Raw genomic sequence first — 17,801 nt, forward strand, 5'->3', positions numbered from 1 at the left:
CCGACAACCGGCGGTGGACCGGGCCATTGCCCCCCGGCGAAACCCTTACGCGGCGTCCAGAACCGGCTCCTCGGCCGCGGGCTCCTCCTCGGCGTGCATGGCCGGCTTGGACTGCAGCAGGAACACGCCAAGCGTGATGCCCACCGCGAGCAGCCCGGCGCCGATCCAGAACGCGAGGTGGAAGCCGCCGGTCAGGGCGGCGGGGACCGGGTTCCCCTCGGCGAGCAGCGCGGTCGTGCGCCCGGTGGCCAGCGTGGCCAGGACCGCGAGCCCCAGCGCGCCGCCGACCTGAGCGGTCGTGTTGACCAGGCCGGACGCCAGCCCGGCGTCGCTCTGCGTGGCACCGGACATGGCCAGCGTCATCAGGCTCGGGAACGCCAGCCCCATGCCGAGGCCCACCAGCAGGACCGGGGCCAGCACGTCGGCGAGGAACTCCCCGTCGACCGGCGTGCGGGTGAACAGCAGCAGCCCGACCAGGGCCAGCGAGAGGCCGGTGACCAGCACCGGTCGTGCGCCGAACCGGGTGATGAGCCGGGCCGACAGACCGACCGACAGGCCGCCGATGGCGACCGCGGTCGGCAGGAACGCCAGGCCGATCTCCAGCGCGTCGTAGCCGAGCACCTTCTGCATGTACAGCGTGCCGAGGAAGAACATGCCGAACATGCCGGCCACCATCATGATCTGGATCAGGTTCCCGCCGGCCACGTTGCGCGACTTGAAGATCCGCATCGGCAGCAGCGGGTTGGCCGCCCGGAACTGGCGGACGATGAACCCGATCAGCAGCACGATGGCCAGCGCGCCGAGGCCGAGCGTGTGCGCCGAGCCCCAGCCGTGCTCCTCGGTCTTGACGATCGTGTAGACCAGCAGCATCAGCGACGCGGTGACCAGGAACGCGCCCAGCACGTCGGCGCCCCTGCCGAAGCCGATCCCACGGTCGCTCGGGACCAGCCGCGCGGTCAGCAGCGCGGCGGCGATGCCGATCGGGATGTTGACGAAGAAGATCCAGTGCCAGTTGAGCGACTGGGTCAGCACGCCGCCGAGCAGCAGGCCGACCGAAGCGCCGGCGGCGGCCACGAAGCTGAACACCCCGATCGCCTTGGTCTGCTCGCGCTGCTCGGGGAACATCGTCACGATCATGCCGAGCGTCACGGCGGTGGCCATGGCCCCGCCGACCCCCTGGACGAACCGCGAGATGATCAGCATCGCCGCGCTGGTCGACGCCCCGCACAGCACGGACGCCACCGTGAACACGCCGAGCCCGATCAGGAAGACGCGTTTGCGGCCGACGAGGTCCCCGAGCCGCCCGGCCAGCAGCAGCAGACCGCCGAAGGCGATCAGGTAGGCGTTGACCACCCAGGCCAGGCCGGTCTGGGTGAAACCGAGGTCGGACTGGATCGCCGGCAGCGCCACGTTCACGATCGTCATGTCCAGGACGATCATGAGCATGCCGGTGCACAGCACGTAGAGCGCCAGCCAGCGTGTATCTCGTGTCGACGAGGTCGACGAGGTCGTTGGAACGGTGTGTGCCACGGATCCCCTCCTGGTTGTGGTTCCAGGTGCGACCGTAGCAGATAGTTTCGTTCGGGACGATCTATTTTCAGACGAGTTACGCCTTGGGTGAACGCCGTCTCACGACGCGGTCACAGTGGACCGGTGTGGACAGTCGGCCCCTGACCAGAAGCTCCAACCCGTTGACGAAGCCCTCCCGGTCGCCGTCGGGCAGAGCGGCCAGCACGTCGGCGTAGATGCCGGCCACGACGTCGTGCGCCTTGGCCACCATCTCCTCGCCGGCCTCGGTGACGGCGACGATGCGGGCCCTGCGGTCGGTGGCCGACGGCCGGCGCTCGGCCAGCCCGGCCTTCTCCAGCTCGTCCATGGTGACGACCATGGTCGTCTTGTCCAGGCCGCACAGCTCGGCCAGCCGGATCTGGGACAGATCGCCGGCCATCGCATGGGACAGCACGCAGTAGTGCCGCGGGGAGACCCCGAGCCCGGTCAGCGCGGCGGTCAGCTCCGTCTGCAGCACGTGGCTGGCCTGCGACAGGAGGAACATGAGGTCGTGCTCGACCTCCGTCGGAGCTACTGTGCCCATTCCTCCAGGGTAGCAAGAAACTATCTGTTACGGGATTATCTGCCTACCGAATGACTTGTGCGTTACCAGCGGGTTGCCGTCAGCCGACCCTGGCGAGCCGCTGCTCGCGCGAGCGGGTGAGCGACAACCGGTGTCGGGTCTCGGCGTCCCTCGGCGTGTACACCGCCATGCGCAGGCCCTCGGCGGGCACGGCAAGCTCGGTGTAGACCAAGGTGAGCAGCCCGACCTGCGGATGCCGGAACCGCCGGACCCGCTCGGCGGGGGCGGCGACCTCGTGCCGCGCCCACAGCTCGGCGAAGTCCGGGCTGCGCTCGGCCAGCCGGCGAATGTCCTCCTCCCACTCGGGATCACCGATGTGTGCGGCGTACTCGGCTCGTAGGCGCGCGACGAGATGGCGAACCTCCGCTTCGTAGTCGACCAGCTTCTCGCGACCACCGGGCTCGGCGAAGCAGCACCACAGGACGTTGCCGTGCACGCACGGCAACGGGTGCCAGGCCCGGAACAGGTCCTCCTGCGCCCGGTTCCTGGCCAGCACGTCGTACCGGCCGTTGATCAGCGACGCCGGCAGCGGATCGAGCGAGCGCAGCATCTCGTGCAGCGACTCGGGCACGGTCCCGGCCACCGGCGGGTACCTGGGCGCCGCGTCGGCGAGCTGGTAGAGGTGCGCGCGCTCGGCGGGGTTGAGCCGCAGCGTGCGCGCCACCGCGTCGAGCACCTGGTCGCTGGCGTTGATCGGCCGGCCCTGCTCGAGCCAGGTGTACCAGGTGACACCGACGCCCGCGAGCAGCGCCACCTCCTCCCGGCGCAGGCCGGAGGTGCGCCGGCGGGCACCGGCCGGCAGCCCGACGTCTTGCGGGCTCAGCCGGGCTCGGTGCGCCTTGAGGAAGTGGCCCAACGCCGCTCGGCGCGGCGGTGCTGGCATCGCTGTGGCGGTCACGTCGATGATCCTCCCCGAGGGGTCTGACATTTTTGACCCATCCGCCATCCCCGGGCATCTCCGCGCTCAGCCGGGTGCTGCGGATACCAGCATCAAGCGGCTCTCGGGTGCCCGGTGTTCCCGCCGCCAAGGTCGAACCATGACCACACAGGCGGATCTCCTCCAACGGCCGGCGGAGCCGGGCGGCGCGCGGTGGCCCATGCTCGCCGTGCTGCTCGCCGGCCAGTTCATGGCGCTGCTCGACGTCACGATCGTCAACGTCGCGATGCCCGCGATGCGGCTCGACCTGGCCGCGTCGGGCGCCGAGCTGCAGCTGATCGTCGCGGGATACACGGTCAGCTACGCGATGCTGCTGATCACCGGGGCCCGGCTGGGCGACCTGTACGGCCGGCGCCGGGTGTTCCTGACCGGGCTGCTGGTGTTCACCGCGAGCTCGCTGCTGTGCGGCCTCGCGCCGGACGCCACCACGCTGATCGTCGCGCGGTTCCTGCAGGGCGCCGGGGCGAGCCTGATGGTGCCGCAGATCATGAGCATGATCCAGATCCGGTTCCACGGCCCGGCGCGGGCCACGGCGCTGAGCGCGTTCTCGGCGGTGATCGCGGTGGGCGCGATCGCCGGGTCGATGCTCGGCGGGCTGCTGGTGTCCGCCGACCTGCTCGGCACGGGTTGGCGGCCGGTGTTCCTGGTCAACGTGCCGTTGGGACTGCTCGTGGCCGTGCTGGTGCCGCGGCTGGTGCCGCCGGACGGCCCGCGGGGCACCCGCCGGCTCGACCTCGCCGGGCTGGCGGTGGCGGTTCCCGCGGTGTTCCTCGTGGTGCTGCCGCTGGTGCTCGGGCACGAGCGGGGCTGGCCGGCGTGGATCTTCGTCAGCATCGCCGCCGGGCTGGCGCTGGCCGCGGTGTTCGTGGTGGTGGAGCGCCGGGTGGCCGCCCGCGGCGGGGATCCGTTGCTGCGCCTGGACGTGCTGCGGGTGCCCGGGGTGCGGTCCGGGCTGCTCGCGCTGGGCGCGGGCATGACAGCCTACGGCGGGTTCCTGTTCGTCTTCACCCTGCACCTGCAGGCCGGGCTCGGCGACAGCGCGCTGCGGGCCAGCCTGACCTTCGCCCCGGCCGCCGCGGTGTTCGGGCTGTTCGGGTTCTACTGGCGCCGGCTGCCCGGTCGGATCCACCACCTGCTGACGCCCGCCGGTTTCGTGCTGACCGTCGGCGCGTACCTGATCGTCGCGGCGGCGCTGCGGGGCGGCACGCACGGCGGGGTGTGGCTGCAGGTGGGTCTGCTGGGGTTCGCCGCGGCCATGGGCGCGGCGTTCAGCCCGCTGCTGACCAACGCCCTGGTGCGGGTGCCGCTGTCGGAGGCGGCGGACGCCAGCGGGCTGCTCACCACCACCGTGCAGCTGGGCCAGGTGGTCGGCGTCACGACGTTCGGCAGCCTGTTCCTGACGCTGGCCGGCCGGCCCGGTCCGCTCGCCTCCGCGGGGGCGATCGCCACCGCCCTGGTGTGGGTCGCGGTCCTGCTCGGGTTCGGCGCGCTGGCCGCGGTGGCGCTGACCAGAACCGTCGTCAGGTCAACGTGATCAGCACCTTGCCCACGGCGCCGCCCTGGACGGCGTCGTGGGCCTCCTTGGTCCGCTCGAGGGGGTAGTGGTGCAGCGGCAACCCGGCGTCCTTGCCGACCCGGAACGCGCCCGCCTCGACGGCCGCCGACACGTCGGCCACCGCATTGTCCTTCGCTGCCTCGGGAATCGTGTAGAGCAGCAGGAACTCGTAGCGGATGTTGCGCCACATCAGGGAACGCACCGGTAGGGTGACCCGGTCGCCGCCATCGGTGGCGTAGACGGCGACGACGCCGTTGGGGGCCAGGACGGCCGCGTCGAGCTCGGCGTTGCCGGCGGGCGACACCTCGACGACGATGTCCACTCCGTCCGGCGCGTGCGAGCCGATCACGGCGGCCGCGTCCTCGGTGCGGTAGTTGACCACGTGGTCGGCCCCGGCCGCCCTGGCCAGCTCGGCCTTCTCCGGGCTGCTGACCGTGGTGATCACCGTGGCGCCGGCCCACTTGGCGAGCTGGATCGCCGCGTTGCCCACCGCGCCGGCGCCCCCGGCGACCAGCACGGTCTGCCCGGCGAGCGCGCCGGGCCCGAGCCGGTCGTTGTCGTGCAGGGTCAGGGCGCGGTGCGCGGTCCGGGCGGGGATGCCGAGGTCCGCGCCCAGCTCGAACGACGCCCCGTCGGGCAGCGGCACCGCCTGCCGGGCCGGCAGCACGACGTACTCCTGCGCCGTGCCGTCCGGGCGCTGCCAGTTCGCGTCCCACAGCCAGACCCGTTGGCCCACCGAACGGTCCGGCGTGTCCGGGCCGACCGCGTCGATCACGCCGGCGCCGTCCTGGTTGGGCACGATCTCGCCCTCGGGCTCGTCGACCCGGCTGCGTTGCTTCCAGTCGGTCGGGTTCACCGCGGACACGGCGACCTTGACGCGGACCTGGCCGGGCCCCGGTTCGGGCACCGGCCGGTCCACGAGCTCGAATCCGCCCTTGCGGGCGTAGATGATGGCCTTCATACCTCCTTCAATCAGGCCGCGGCGGCCGGTTGTTCCCGGCGCAGGCGGGGCAGCATCAGCGCGGGCACCAGGGCGACGGCGATCAGCGCCAGGGCGACCCAGAACGTCGAGCCGAAACCCGCCGCCCCGGACCCGATCGAGCGCTGCAGCACCACCGCCAGCACCGCGGTGCCGATCGACGATCCCAGCCGCTGCACGGTGGTCAGCGCGCTGGTCGCGGCCGGCACGTCGGCACGCGTCATGCCGTGGTACGCCGCGGCCATGGACGGCATGATCGACGCGCCGAGACCGAGCCCGATCGTGAACAGCGCCGCGGCCAGCAGCACGTAGGACGTGTCCGCGGTGACCTGGGTGTAGGCCAGCGTGCCGGCCAGCGCGAGCCCCAACCCGATCGGGACGACCACGCCTGCGCCCGCCCGGTCGGTGATCCGGCCGGCCAGCGGCATCGCGACGCCCGCGCCGATCGCCTGCGGTGTCAGCAGCAGACCGGTGGCCAGCGCGTCCTGGCCACGGATCAGCTGCCAGTACAAGGGAATCAGCACCAGCATGCCGAACAGCGCGACCGCGATCAGCAGGTTGGTCACCGCCGACGTGGCGAACGCGCGCTGCCGGAACAGCGACAGGTCGATCAGCGCGCGACCCTTCCGGTTCGCGGCGTGCGCCACGTATCCGGCGATCAGCGCCGCGCCGGCGGCCAGCCAGGCCAGCGTGCTCGCGCCGCCGAACCCGCCGTCGACCCCCGCCTCGGACAGCCCGTAGGTGAGCGCGGTGACGCCGGCGCAGAGCAACACCAGCCCGCGGACGTCGAGCCGGGCCCCGGGCCGCGCCTCGCCGGCCGGCAGCAGCCGCGCGGCGAAGACCACGGCCACGGCGCCGATCGGCAGGTTGACCAGGAAGATCCACCGCCAGCTGATCGTGGTCACGATCAGCCCGCCGATCACCGGCCCGGCCACCGAGCCCATCAGCAGCGGAATGCCGATCATGCTCAGCACCCTGGCCATCCGCTGCGGCCCGGCCGCCTGGGCCAGGATCGCCTGGCCGACCGGAAGGATCAGGCCGGCGCCGACCCCCTGCAGCACCCGGAAGGCGATCAGCGAGCCCACCGACCAGGCGACGCCGGCAAGCGCGGAGCCGGCCAGGAACACCGAAACCGAGCCGATCCAGACCCGCTTGGCGCCGAACCGGTTGGTGGCCCAGCCGGCCACCGGGATCACGCTGGCGAAGCCGAGCAGGTAGGCGGTCAGCACCCACTGGATGGTGGCGATCGGCGCGCCGAACTCCGTCGCCAACGTGTTGATCGCCACGTTGACGATCGTCGCGTCCAAAATGGACAGAATGGTCCCCAGCACGACCACGCTGCCAAGGGCGAGCAGCCGGCGGTCAAGCCGGTCGGTAGTCGCGGTCGTCATCGCGCTCTCCCTCCGGGCGGATGTTGAGGTTGACGTGGAACACGTTGTCCGGGTCGTAGGCCCGCTTGACCGCGCGCAGCCGCCGGAAGCTCTCCGGGGTGAACGCGGTCCGGACCGCCGCCGGGTCGTGCAGGAAGTTCAGGAACGAGCCGCCGTTGCCACGCCGCCCGATCGCCTCGGCAGCTCCCGGCCCGGACACGGAGAACTGCGCGGTAGGGTGTCCGGCCGGGCCGGCGTCGGCGACCGGCCTCGCCAATGCTCCGCCCCACTGCTTGATCTCGACTTGAGTCTCGGCAACGACGATGCCGTCGATCACCGGGTCGGGCAGCGTGTCGAACAGCCCGAAGCCGAACGGCGGCAGCGCGGGGAGCTTGACGTCGGCGTAGGCCACCGCGCGCAGCTCCTCGTGGACCGGTTCGCTCCACAGTGGACGAAGAGCACGCCGGGCCGCGGCGCCGTCGCCGATGTGCAGGACCTTGACGGTGAACGTCCGGCCTTGGCCGAGCAGGACGCCCGTGCTCAGCTCGTCGGGCGCGGTCGGCGCCCAGTCGCGGTACCGGGCAAGGAACTCCGCCGCCCGCTCGACCGGGAAGCGCGCCACGCCGGCGTAGACCTCGGCGACCGGGTGCAGCCGGAACTCCAGCGAGGTCACCACGCCGAAGTTGCCGCCGCCGCCGCGCAGCGCCCAGAACAGCTCGGGGTGGCGCTCCCGGCTCACGGTGACCAGGCTCCCGTCGGCGGTGACCACGTCGGCGCGCACCAGGCTCTCGGCGGCGAGGCCGAATGCCCTGGACAGCTGGCCGAAGCCGCCGCCGAGCGTGTAGCCGGCGACGCCGACGCCCGGCGCCGTCCCGGACAGCGGCGCCAGGCCGAACGGCGCCGCGGCCGTGATCACCTCGGCCCACCGGGTGCCGGGTCCGGCCCTTGCCGCCCGCCGGTCGGGGTCGACGAGGACCCCGGCCATCCGGGAGGTCTTGAGCAGTAAGGCCCCGTCGGACGGGACGTGGGTGCCGTGCCCGGTGGCCTGCACGGCCAGCGGGACGCCGGTGGTGCGGGCCCAGGTCACGGCCGCCTGGACGTCGCGAGGGCCGGCGGCCTCGGCGACCAGCACCGGCCGCGCGTCCAAGCCGGGGTTGACCGCGGCCCGCTGGGTGTCGTAGTCGCCGTCGCCGGGCCGGAGCACCCGGCCGCGGAAGGTGGCCTCGAGTCGCTTGCTCATCGTCGTCTCCCATCATGTGGAGGTACTTCCTCCGTTTGATGGCTACGTTAGCACCATGCGGAGGATTTGTCTCCACTTTTGCGCACGAAAGTGGAGATTTTCCCTCCGATTGGCTGCTATGCTGGGCCCATGCAGGAAGCGCGCCCGCTGCGGGCCGACGCCAGGCAGAACCGCGACCGGATCCTGGCCGCGGCCCGGGACGTGTTCGTCGAGCTGGGCCCCGGCGCCCCGCTCGAGGAGATCGCCCGGCGCGCCGGGACCGGCATCGCCACGCTCTACCGGCGCTTTCCCTACCGGCACGCGCTGATGCGGGCGGTGGTGCTGGATGCGCTGGAGCGCACCGCGGAGGAGGCCCGGCTGGCCACCGAGGAGGAGCCCGACGCGTTCCGCGGGCTGGCCCGCTACATGCACCGCGCGCTGGATATCCGCGTGGCCGCGGTGATTCCCGCGCTGCTCGACGAGATCTCCATGGACGACGAGGAGATCCGGGCGGTCAGCGACCCCGGGGTCAAGCTGATCCAGGGCCTGATCGACGCCGCCAAGCGGGACGGCGCGCTGCGCCCGGACGTGACCTTCGGCGACATCGGCACGCTGGTGGTCCGGCTGTCCCGGCCGCTGCCCGGCAGCTTCCCGCGCGAGGTCAACGACCGGCTCGGCCACCGCCACCTCGACCTGCTGATCAACGGCCTGCGTGCCACGCAGGGCGCCGAGGCCGACATCGGTGGCCCGGCGATGACGTTCGACGATCTCCAGGAGATGCGAAGGTCCCCTTCGCCGGACTGACCGGAGCGAAGGGGACCTTCACGCTTCGTTACACCGCCACGGGCTCCCTGACCTCGTCCTCCGGGGCGGCCGCCGGATCGGCCGGCTTGCCCCTCGGCAGGAACAGCGCCGGCACGAAGGCCACCGCGAGCAGGACGAGGGACCAGACGAACGTCGACGCGACGCTCCGTCCCCCGGCGGGCTCGGCGCCCCGAAGATCGCGTGTACCTCGAAGCCAGCTCGAACCGATTCCGTGGACGACGTCCCCGTTCAAGATCATTTGTGGGCCCGCGCGGGGAGAATGGAACGGGGCCCGTCCTCCGGGAGGAGTGCGGGCTGACTAGGTAGAGGTGCGGCGAAAGTCGTGCGGCGGCGGTGTGGGATTGCCGCCGTATTGGTGATCGGGGGCACGGGTTTACCCGGCAGTGCAAGTTGCCGCCGGCAGCGTGCCGCTTCTGCAGTTATGCGGAGCGTTTTACGATGGGCAACACGGGTCCGGGTCGGTCTGAGAGGGGAACGTCTTGGGGCTCAGACTTCTCGGACCCATCGAGCTTGTTGTGGATCGCCGCTCGTTGGATATCGGCGGGCCACGGCAGCGGGTCGTGTTGGCGATGCTGGGGCTCAACGCCAATCGGGTGACACCGGTCGAGCAGTTGATCGACGCCGTGTGGGACACCTCCCCGCCCTCGACGGCCCGCGGACAGATCCAGATCTGCATCTCGGCGCTGCGCAAGCTGTTCGCCGACGCCGGGCAGCCGGACGCGATCAAGACGCGGCCGCCCGGCTACCTGCTCGAGATCCCCGCCAGCGAGCTGGACAGCGAGCAGTTCGCCAGCATGGTGCTGCTGGCACGGACCCATGGCGACGCCGGGCGGCTGGACGAGGCCGCGGCCACGCTGCGCGGCGCGCTGGCCCTGTGGCGGGGCCCGGCGCTGGCCGGCGTGCACAGCGACCTGGTCCAACGCGGCGCCGCGCTGCTCGAGGATCGCCGGCTGTCGGCGGTCGAGGAGCGGCTGCGGCTCGACCTCGCCCTCGGGCGGCACGAGGAGATCACCGGCGAGCTGCGGGCCCTCGTCAACGAGCATCCGCTGCACGAGAAGCTGTACGGGCTGCTGATGCTCGCGTTGTACCGCTCCGGCCGGCAGGCCGAGGCGCTCGAGGTGTGCCGGCTGGCGCGCACCACGCTGGTCGAGGAGCTGGGCATCGACCCCGGCCAGGAGCTGCAGGCCCTCGAGCGGGCGATCCTCAACCGCGACCCGGCGCTGGACCTGCCGGTCACCGCCGCGCCGTCGGCGTCGGCCAGGTCCGCCGACGAGCATCCGGCGGCCACCGCACCCGCGTCGTCGACCGAGCAGATCGTCATCCCGCGGCAGCTGCCGGCGAGCATCGCCGACTTCACCGGGCGGCAAGGCCATCTCGGGGAGATCAAGCAGCTGCTGGCCGAGCGGCCGGACGCGGCCGCCATGCGGATCGTGGCCATCTCCGGCAAGGGCGGGGTGGGCAAGTCCAGCCTGGCCATCCGGGTTGCGCACGAGCTGGCCGACGCCTTCCCCGACGGCCACCTCTACGCCGACATGCAGGCGCCGGGCGGCGAGGATCCCACGGCCACGCTGCTGGCCCGGTTCCTGCGGGCGCTGGGGGTCAGCGGCCCGGCGGTCCCGGAGGACCTGCAGGAACGGGTGGAGATGTACCGCAGCCGGCTGGCCGACAAGCGGTTGCTGGTCGTGCTGGACGACGTGACCAGTGAGGAGCAGGTCGTCCCGCTGCTGCCCGGCAGCCCGACTTGTGCCGTGATCACGACCAGCCGGGCGCGGCTGTCCGGCCTGTCCGGCGCGCACTGGGCGGACGTGGACGTGTTCGACGCCGACATGTCGCTGGAGCTGCTCGCCAAGATCATCGGCTCGGACCGGGTGGAGGCCGAGCGCGCCGCGTCCAACGAGCTGGTGGACTTCTGCGGCGGGCTGCCGCTTGCGCTGCGGATCGCCGGCGCCCGGCTGGCGTCGCGGCCGCACTGGCGTATCGACGGGCTGGTCGCGCGGCTGGAGGACGAGGCCCGCCGGCTCGACGAGCTGGCTCATCACGGGTTGGAGCTGCGCTCCAACATCGGCCTGACCTACCGGGGGCTCAGCAAGCAGGCCAAGCGGCTGTTCGGGCTGGTCGCGCTGATCGAGGCGCCGCACTTCCCGGCGTGGACGGCCGCCGCGCTGCTGGACACCGGTCTGTACCAGGCGGAGGACGTGCTGGAGACCCTGGTCGACGCCCAGGTCCTGGACACCGTCGACCTGCCGGGCGCGCGTCAGCTGCGCTACCGGTTCCACGACCTGATCCGGGTCTACGCCCGCGAGCAGCTGATGGCCACCGAGTCCGAGGCCGAGCGGGAGGCCGCGCTGACCAGGGTGCTTGGCGCCTGGCTCGGGCTGGCCGAGGAGGCCCACCGCAAGGATCACGGCGGCGACTACACGATCCTGCACGGCAGCGCGAAGCGGTGGCAACCGAGCCAGCGGCACGGCATGGACTCGGTCGGCAACCCGATGGAGTGGTGGGCCAGCGAGCGGCGGGCCATGGTGGCCGCGGTCCGGCAGGCCGCCGAGGCGGGCATGGACGAGCTGTGCTGGGATCTCGCGCTGACGTCGGTCACGCTGTTCGAGGCCAAGGGCTACTTCGACGACTGGCGGGAGACCGCCCAGCTCGCCCTGGACGTCGCGCGCAAGGCCGGCAACCGCACCGGCGAGGCGGCGATGCTCTACTCGCTGGGCACGCTGCACCTGTTCCAGAAGCGGCTCGACGAGTCGGAGCGCTGCCTTGCCGAGGCGCTGGAGATGTTCCGGGCCGAGGACAACGCGCACGGCTGCGGGCTGGTGCTGCGCAACGCGGCGTTCGTGGACGGGCTGCACGGCAAGACCGCCGACATGCTGGCCAAGTACACCGAGGCGCTGCGCATCCTGCGCGACGTCGGCGACCGCGTCGGCGAGGCGCACGTCCTGCGCAGCCTGGCGAAGTTCGAGGTGGACAACGGCGACGTCGGGCGCGCGCAGCGGATGCTCGAGGAGTCGCTGGCCATCTGCCAGGAGGTCCACTGCCTGCGCGGCGAGGCCCAGGCGCTGTACCGGTTCGCCGAGCTGTACCTGCACACCGACCGGATCGAGCTGGCCAGGCAGGCGTTGCACCGGGCGCTGCGCATCGTGCGTGACCTCGGCGATCCGATCGGCGAGGCGTACGCCCTGTACGGGCTGGGCATCGTGCGGCACCGGGAGGGCCGGCTGGACAACGCGGTGACCACGCTGGTGCACGCGCTGGACGTGGCCCGGCGGGTCGGCGAGCAGCTGGTCGAGGGGCAGGCGCTGTACGCGCTCGGCGAGATTGCGCTGGCCAGGGGCAGTCATTCGGCGGCCGCGGCACATCTGAGCGAGGCCCGGCAGCTGTTCGACCAGGTGGGTTCGGGGTTGTGGCACGCCAAGACGCTGATCCTGCTGGCCGAGGTCCATTCCGCCGAAGGGGACGAGGAATTGGCCGGCAATGAGACGGCCGAGGCCGCGGCGCTGCTGGCCGGGGTCGATTCCCGGGAGTCGGCCGAGCTGCGCGCCGGGCTGTCGCGGGCCCGGTCGGCAACCGCGACCAGGGGTCCGACCTCGGCGGACCGGGCGGATCGGGCCTAGCGCGCCAGGACTGGTTATCCGTAGGAAGAACGGCCGGTGTCCCCGGCTGGACAACGGCCGCCTTCCACCAACTTTCAGATATCACAATCACAAAGGCGCGCCGTTGATATTCTGGCGCTTACTTCGTGATTCTTTCTTGCTGCCCGAAGCCAGTTCACCGCTCGGCGCCTTCGATCGGCTTTGTGCCGGCTGTCAGGATTCTTTCTCCCGACCGGTGGTCGGCCGATAGAAATTGAGAAGATTCCGTGCACACATTGTGCGCGCCAGCCGGTAGAATCGGGAGCGGACCAGGAAAGGCAGTCCACATGGCCAGATCAATACTCGAGCTCGACGGCGACGCTCTGTGGACCGCGTTCGAGCAGATCAACCCGGTTGACCTGCTCGTCGACGAGCTGACCGGCCGCACGGACGACCGCGTCGACTGGAACCCGCACCACCTCGGCCGCTTCGTCGCATGGCAGCGCACCACCAAGGACGACGACGGAACCGAGCGCGCCCTGCTCGAGGACCCCGGCACCGGCGAGCGGTGCCTGCTGCCGGCCGACGGCCTGCGCGCGTCCCGGACCGCCACCCTGGGCGCGCTCGCCGCCCGGCAGATGCTCACCCCGACCGTGGTCACCGCCACCGTGCTGGGCACCAGCCCGGCGGCCCAGCTGCAGCTCGCGGTGATCGCCCGCCACGTGCCGGACGTCAGCCACATCGCGGTGTGCCCGACCCCGGGCGGGGGTTTCCCGCTCGAGCCGCGGGTGGTGGACCAGGTCGACCTGGCCGGCATCGGGCTGTCCGTCACGTCCGGCATGGCCGAGGCGGTGTTCGGCGCCAACCTGGTGATCATCGCCGACGGCGGGCCGTGGCCGCTGATCCCCGGGCAGCTGCCGAGGGGCGCGGTCGTGGTCAACGCCACCGGGCAGGACCTGCCGGTCGAGCTGGTCAACGGCGTTGACGAGATCTACGTCGACGACGCCAAGGCGCTCGAGGCCAACCGGCACCGCTACTTCATCCGGTCCCACCTGTCCAGCCGGATCGGCGTCGGGGCGCCGACCCGGACCACCGGTGGGCGCCGCCGCCCGCACATCGAGGCCCCGCTGGGCGAGGTGCTGACCGGCGGCCACCCCGGCCGCACGCATCTCGACGACACCCTGCTCGTCGAGCTGCTCAGCACCGACACGCTGGACGCCCAGCTGGCCTGCGAGCTGCACCGCGCCGCGCTCGAGCGCGGTCTCGGCGTACGCCGCTCCGAGTAACGGCGCCGCATGGGACGCGGGCTGGACTCCGATGCCGTGGCGAAGCTGCTGGCCGAGGTCCTGCCCGGACCCGTGACGGTCGAGCGGATGCACCCGGTGACGGGCGGGGCCTCGGCCGACACCTGGTCGCTCGACGTGACCGACGGTTCGGGCGCCGGGCACGCGCTGATCCTGCGGCGGGACGCCGGGCGCGGCGGCGTGAGCTTGGGGCTGGACGCCCGGACCGAACCCCTTGTGCAGCGGGTCGCCGCCGAGGCGGGGGTGCCGGCGGCAAGGGTGCTGGCGATCTTCGCCGAGGATGCCGCGCTCGGCACCGGGTACGTGATGGAGCGGCTGGCCGGGGAGACCATTCCGCGGCGGTTGCTCCGCGACGAGGCCTACTCCGCCGCCCGGGAGCGGCTGGTCGCCGACTGCGCGGCGGCGCTGGCCGCGATCCACGCCGTGCCGGTGGTCCGGCTGCCCGCGCTGCCCCGGCTGCCGGCCCGCGAACAGGTGGCGCTGCTGGAGTCGCTGCACCGCTCGGTGGGCCAGCCGGTGCCGGCGTTCGAGCTCGGCCTGCGCTGGTTGCGGGACAACCTGCCGCCGCCGGGGCCGATCACCTTGGTGCACGGGGATTTCCGCACCGGCAACCTGCTCGTCGACGAGCGCGGTCTGGTCGCCGTGCTGGACTGGGAGCTGGCGCATCTCGGCGATCCGATGGAAGACATCGGATGGCTGTGCACCCGGGCGTGGCGGTTCGGCGGGGCCGGTGAGGTCGGCGGGTTCGGTGCGCGCCGGGACCTCGACGCGGCGTACGGCTCGGCGATCGCTGCGGAGCGGGTGCGGTTCTGGGAGGTTCTCGGCGCCCTGAAGTGGGGCGTGATCTGTCAGCTGCAGTCGTTCGCGCACCTGCGCGGGGAGGCGCGCTCGGTGGAGCGCGCCGCGATCGGCCGCCGCGTCACCGAGGCCGAGCTGGATCTGCTGCTGCTCATCTGCTGAAGGGAGCGCCGAATGCTCGACGAACGGCCGACGGCCGCCGAGCTGGTCGCCGCGGTGGCCGAGTTCCTCGAGCGGGAGGTCCTGGCCGCCCTCGACGGCCGCATCGCCTTTCACACCAAGGTGGCCGCCAACGCACTGCGGATCGTGGAGCGGGAGCTGACCTCCGGGCCCGCCGTGGCCGCGGCCGAGCTGGCCCGGCTCCGCACGCTCACCGGCGCCGACGGCGACCTGCCCACGCTCAACGCCGTGCTGGCCGGCAAGATCCGCGATGGATCCATCGTGGACGATGCGCTACGGGACCACCTCGTGCGCAGCGCGCTGTCCCGGCTGGCCATCGACAACCCGCGGTACCCGTCGCTGGCCGACGCCGCGGAGCGCTGGCCCGACGCTCACTGACCCTCCCAGGGCGGCGTGCCCAGGTATGCGCGGCGGATCAGGGTGACCCAGCGCTGGACCGCGTCCTCGTTGGGGGCGAACGGACCCGGGCGGAAGTGCGGGGAGGCGAGGCCGCGCTGGACCGACTCGCAGGCGGCCCAGTCCTGCCGGTTGGTGCGGTCCCAGAACCGCTCGGCGTAGGACGCGTCGAGCACGCCCTCGGCGACGTACCAGGAGCACTCGACGCGCGTGGTGTCCGGGGCGAGCGGGCGCAGGCGGTGGGTCATCACGTAGTCCGGGTGCAGGGACAGCAGCAGATCCGGGAAAAGGGCGAGGTAGAGCACCCGGCGACGGTCCACACCGGGCAGGAAGGCGCCCCGGGAGCGGCCGTCGAGCGACATGGTCTCCGCGCCCTCGCGCAGGTCCATGGCGCCGCCGACCCAGGCGCCAGGCAGGTCGTAGTTGTGGCCGCTGTTCGGCGGGGACACCGCGCACAGCTCGGGGTGGATCCGCGGGCAGTGGTAGCACTCCTGGTAGTTCTCGACGATCACCTTCCAGTTGGCCCGCACCCGGTAGTCGTGCCGCGCGGCCAGCTTCAGCTTCTCCGGCGCGTACGGGGCGACCAGGCCGGCCAACTCTCCCAAGTGGACGGTGAACGGAGCGGCGTCGCCGGTCGCGTTGACGAACACCCAGCCGTGCCAGACCTCGACCGGGAGCGGGACGAGGCCGTGGTCGGCGGCGGAGAATCCCGGCACGTCACGGAACCGCGGCGCCGCCCGCAATGCTCCGTCCAATGTGTACACCCAGGCGTGGTACGGGCACACCACCACCCGGCCGTCCGCGGACCCGCCGTCAGGCAGCAGCTCGTGCCCCCGGTGCCGGCAGGTGTTGGCGAACGCCGCCGTCCGGTCGCCGTCCCTGGTCAGCAGCACGGGCACGTCGCCGACCGTCACGCCGTGCTGGGCCGGCAGCTCGTCCACCCGGCCGACGCAGCTCCACGTGCCGGCGAACAGGTGGCGGCGTTCCCAGGCGAGCACCTCGGCGCGGACGTAAGCCCGTGCCGGCAGCAGCGTCGGCGCGCCGACCGGCTCGTCGACCGAAAGCGGTGCGGGCGGCCAGGAAGCGGTCACGGCGCGACGCTACCCGGCCGGTGCGATGTGACCGAGCCTGCGGGACAGCGTGCCGGCGGCGTCGGCGACCAGCGGGCCCAGCTCTGCGGCGCGCGCCAGGACCCTGGCGGCCGGGCCCGCGATGCTCATCGCGGCGACGGGGCGGCCGGTCCGGTCCCGGACGGCGGCCGCCACGCAGCCGACGTCCGGCTCGTTCTCGATGTTGTCGACGGCCCAGCCGCGCCGGCCGGTCCGGTCCAGCTCGTCGAGCAGCACGCCCCGGTCCACGATCGTGTTGGGGGTCAAGCGATCCAGCCGCATCCGCGCCACCCGTTCCACGCGTTCGCCTTGGGGCAGCGCGGAAAGCCAGGCCTTGCCGAGCGACGTCGCATGCTGCGGCCGCCGGGTGCCGAGCTGGCAGTGCAGGGTCACCGCGTTGACGCCGCGGTCCTTTCCCACGTAGACCATGGCGTCGCCGTCCGGCACGGCCAGGAAGATCGTCTCACCGCTGCGCGCGGCCAGTCCGGAGAGGAACTGCGGCGCCGCCTTGTGCAGGTCGGTCGCGGCCATGGCCTGCACGCCGAGCTCGACCATCCGCGCGCCGAGCCGGACCCGGCCGGTCACGTGGTCGGCCTCCAGGTAGTCGAGCTCCTTGAGCGTGTTGACGATCCGGTACACCGCGCTGCGGGACAGCCCGAGCTGCGTGGCGATCGCGTTGGTGGAGATCTCCTGGCGCGCGCCGACGTGCTCGAGCACGGCCAGGCCCCGCTCAAGGGTTCCGATGTGCTGCCGCTGCGCGGCGGTCACGCCGTTCACGGGAAAGCCAGGCACCGTCCACCCCCGATCCGCGCACCCGTGTACCACTCAGCGGTACATGTCACCACTGGATGGGAAGACGGTAACACCTCCGATGAATTTGGGAAAGCCCTTTCCTGGTGTGGGCTCGGGGCACCGGCAGGTCCCGCCGGTTTGCCCTCGTGGCTCGCTGGGTACGCCCCGTTATCCGAGCAGCCGAAGTGGATCATAACGACAGAAGGTTGTGGCGATGACTACCGCGCGAGACATCATGACCCCGAACCCGACCTGCGTGCGGACGAGCGACACGGTGCTCGACGCGGCCCGCAGGATGGCCGAGGAGTCCGTCGGCGCGTTGCCCGTCTGCGGCGAGGACAACCGGCTCAAGGGCATGCTGACCGACCGCGACATCGTGGTGAAGGTGCTGGCCGCCGGCAAGGACCCGCGGGCCATGCACGCCGGCGAGGTGCCGCACGGCACCGTGGTGACCGTGGCCGCCGACGATGACGTGGAGCAGGTCATGCGGACGATGAAGGAGCACCAGATCCGCCGGGTTCCGGTGCTCGAGGGGCACGATCTGGTCGGGATCGTGGCTCAGGCGGACGTCGCTCGCTCGATGTCCGAGTCCCAGGTCGGCGACATGGTTGAAGCGATCTCTCAGAGTTGAGCG

At 72.2% G+C, this 17,801-nt stretch carries 16 protein-coding genes; 7 read left to right on the plus strand and 9 right to left on the minus strand.

The features are described from left to right. Positions 1–45: 45 nt before the first annotated feature. The 3 genes from VGX25_RS32270 to VGX25_RS32280 all read right to left on the minus strand — a co-directional run bounded on the left by VGX25_RS32270 (position 46) and on the right by VGX25_RS32280 (position 3,029). On the minus strand, positions 46–1,530 hold the full coding sequence (locus VGX25_RS32270; RefSeq protein ID WP_326921749.1) for a DHA2 family efflux MFS transporter permease subunit: 1,485 nt from the start codon (positions 1,528–1,530) through the stop codon (positions 46–48). A 76-nt stretch (positions 1,531–1,606) separates the two neighbouring features. Next, the gene (locus VGX25_RS32275) at positions 1,607–2,092 is read right to left on the minus strand and encodes a MarR family winged helix-turn-helix transcriptional regulator (protein WP_326921750.1); all 486 of its coding nucleotides are present in this window, start codon (positions 2,090–2,092) and stop codon (positions 1,607–1,609) included. A gap of 79 nt (positions 2,093–2,171) precedes the next feature. Next, positions 2,172–3,029: a helix-turn-helix transcriptional regulator gene (locus VGX25_RS32280; RefSeq protein WP_326921751.1), complete on the minus strand. Its 858-nt coding sequence runs from the start codon at positions 3,027–3,029 to the stop codon at positions 2,172–2,174. A gap of 139 nt (positions 3,030–3,168) precedes the next feature. Here VGX25_RS32280 and VGX25_RS32285 point away from each other — a divergent pair, with 139 nt between their 5' ends. Continuing rightward, on the plus strand, positions 3,169–4,602 hold the full coding sequence (locus VGX25_RS32285; protein ID WP_326921752.1) for an MFS transporter: 1,434 nt from the start codon (positions 3,169–3,171) through the stop codon (positions 4,600–4,602). Here the strand turns inward: VGX25_RS32285 and VGX25_RS32290 are convergent. From VGX25_RS32290 to VGX25_RS32300, 3 genes are read right to left on the minus strand one after another with little or no spacing between them, the layout of a single operon-like run. Next, complete coding sequence (locus tag VGX25_RS32290) at positions 4,589–5,584, minus strand: NADPH:quinone reductase (RefSeq protein WP_326921753.1); 996 nt, start codon at positions 5,582–5,584, stop codon at positions 4,589–4,591. The genes VGX25_RS32285 and VGX25_RS32290 overlap by 14 nt on opposite strands. A gap of 11 nt (positions 5,585–5,595) precedes the next feature. Next, positions 5,596–6,993, minus strand: a complete 1,398-nt coding sequence (locus VGX25_RS32295) for a DHA2 family efflux MFS transporter permease subunit (protein ID WP_326921754.1) — start codon at positions 6,991–6,993, stop codon at positions 5,596–5,598. Then, a complete protein-coding gene (locus VGX25_RS32300; protein WP_326921755.1) occupies positions 6,965–8,212 on the minus strand; it encodes an FAD-binding oxidoreductase in 1,248 nt (415 codons plus the stop codon). The genes VGX25_RS32295 and VGX25_RS32300 overlap by 29 nt, the downstream gene beginning before the upstream one ends. Before the next feature lie 129 nt (positions 8,213–8,341). Between VGX25_RS32300 and VGX25_RS32305 the strand changes: the two genes are divergently transcribed. Beyond that, on the plus strand, positions 8,342–8,995 hold the full coding sequence (locus tag VGX25_RS32305) for a TetR/AcrR family transcriptional regulator (RefSeq protein WP_326921756.1): 654 nt from the start codon (positions 8,342–8,344) through the stop codon (positions 8,993–8,995). A gap of 28 nt (positions 8,996–9,023) precedes the next feature. Here the strand turns inward: VGX25_RS32305 and VGX25_RS32310 are convergent, their stop codons facing one another. After that, complete coding sequence (locus VGX25_RS32310; protein ID WP_326921757.1) at positions 9,024–9,254, minus strand: hypothetical protein; 231 nt, start codon at positions 9,252–9,254, stop codon at positions 9,024–9,026. A gap of 277 nt (positions 9,255–9,531) precedes the next feature. On the opposite strand from VGX25_RS32310, the gene VGX25_RS32315 reads away from it, so the two are divergent. From VGX25_RS32315 to VGX25_RS32330, 4 genes are all read left to right on the plus strand, one after another. Continuing rightward, positions 9,532–12,630, plus strand: a complete 3,099-nt coding sequence (locus VGX25_RS32315) for an AfsR/SARP family transcriptional regulator (RefSeq protein WP_326921758.1) — start codon at positions 9,532–9,534, stop codon at positions 12,628–12,630. 305 nt (positions 12,631–12,935) lie between these two features. Further along, entirely contained in the window at positions 12,936–13,874 is a 939-nt protein-coding gene (locus tag VGX25_RS32320; protein WP_326921759.1) for a hypothetical protein, read from the plus strand. A 9-nt stretch (positions 13,875–13,883) separates the two neighbouring features. Then, positions 13,884–14,852, plus strand: coding sequence for a phosphotransferase family protein (locus VGX25_RS32325; protein WP_326921760.1), 969 nt, complete (start codon positions 13,884–13,886; stop codon positions 14,850–14,852). A 12-nt stretch (positions 14,853–14,864) separates the two neighbouring features. Then, positions 14,865–15,248, plus strand: a complete 384-nt coding sequence (locus VGX25_RS32330; protein ID WP_326921761.1) for a DUF6285 domain-containing protein — start codon at positions 14,865–14,867, stop codon at positions 15,246–15,248. Here VGX25_RS32330 and VGX25_RS32335 read toward each other — a convergent pair. Together VGX25_RS32335 and VGX25_RS32340 are read right to left on the minus strand one after the other, a co-directional pair. Then, positions 15,242–16,357 (minus strand): aromatic ring-hydroxylating dioxygenase subunit alpha, encoded by a 1,116-nt coding sequence (locus VGX25_RS32335; RefSeq protein WP_326921762.1) that lies wholly within the window; start codon positions 16,355–16,357, stop codon positions 15,242–15,244. The genes VGX25_RS32330 and VGX25_RS32335 overlap by 7 nt on opposite strands. 9 nt (positions 16,358–16,366) lie before the next feature. Continuing rightward, positions 16,367–17,143 (minus strand): IclR family transcriptional regulator, encoded by a 777-nt coding sequence (locus tag VGX25_RS32340; RefSeq protein ID WP_326921782.1) that lies wholly within the window; start codon positions 17,141–17,143, stop codon positions 16,367–16,369. Positions 17,144–17,381: 238 nt separating this feature from the next. On the opposite strand from VGX25_RS32340, the gene VGX25_RS32345 reads away from it, so the two are divergent. Next, positions 17,382–17,798, plus strand: a complete 417-nt coding sequence (locus VGX25_RS32345) for a CBS domain-containing protein (protein WP_326921763.1) — start codon at positions 17,382–17,384, stop codon at positions 17,796–17,798. The last annotated feature ends 3 nt before the right edge of the window (positions 17,799–17,801 follow it).

Origin of the sequence: Actinophytocola sp. (assembly GCF_035942955.1) — a bacterium.
GTDB lineage: Bacteria > Actinomycetota > Actinomycetes > Mycobacteriales > Pseudonocardiaceae > DASYTH01.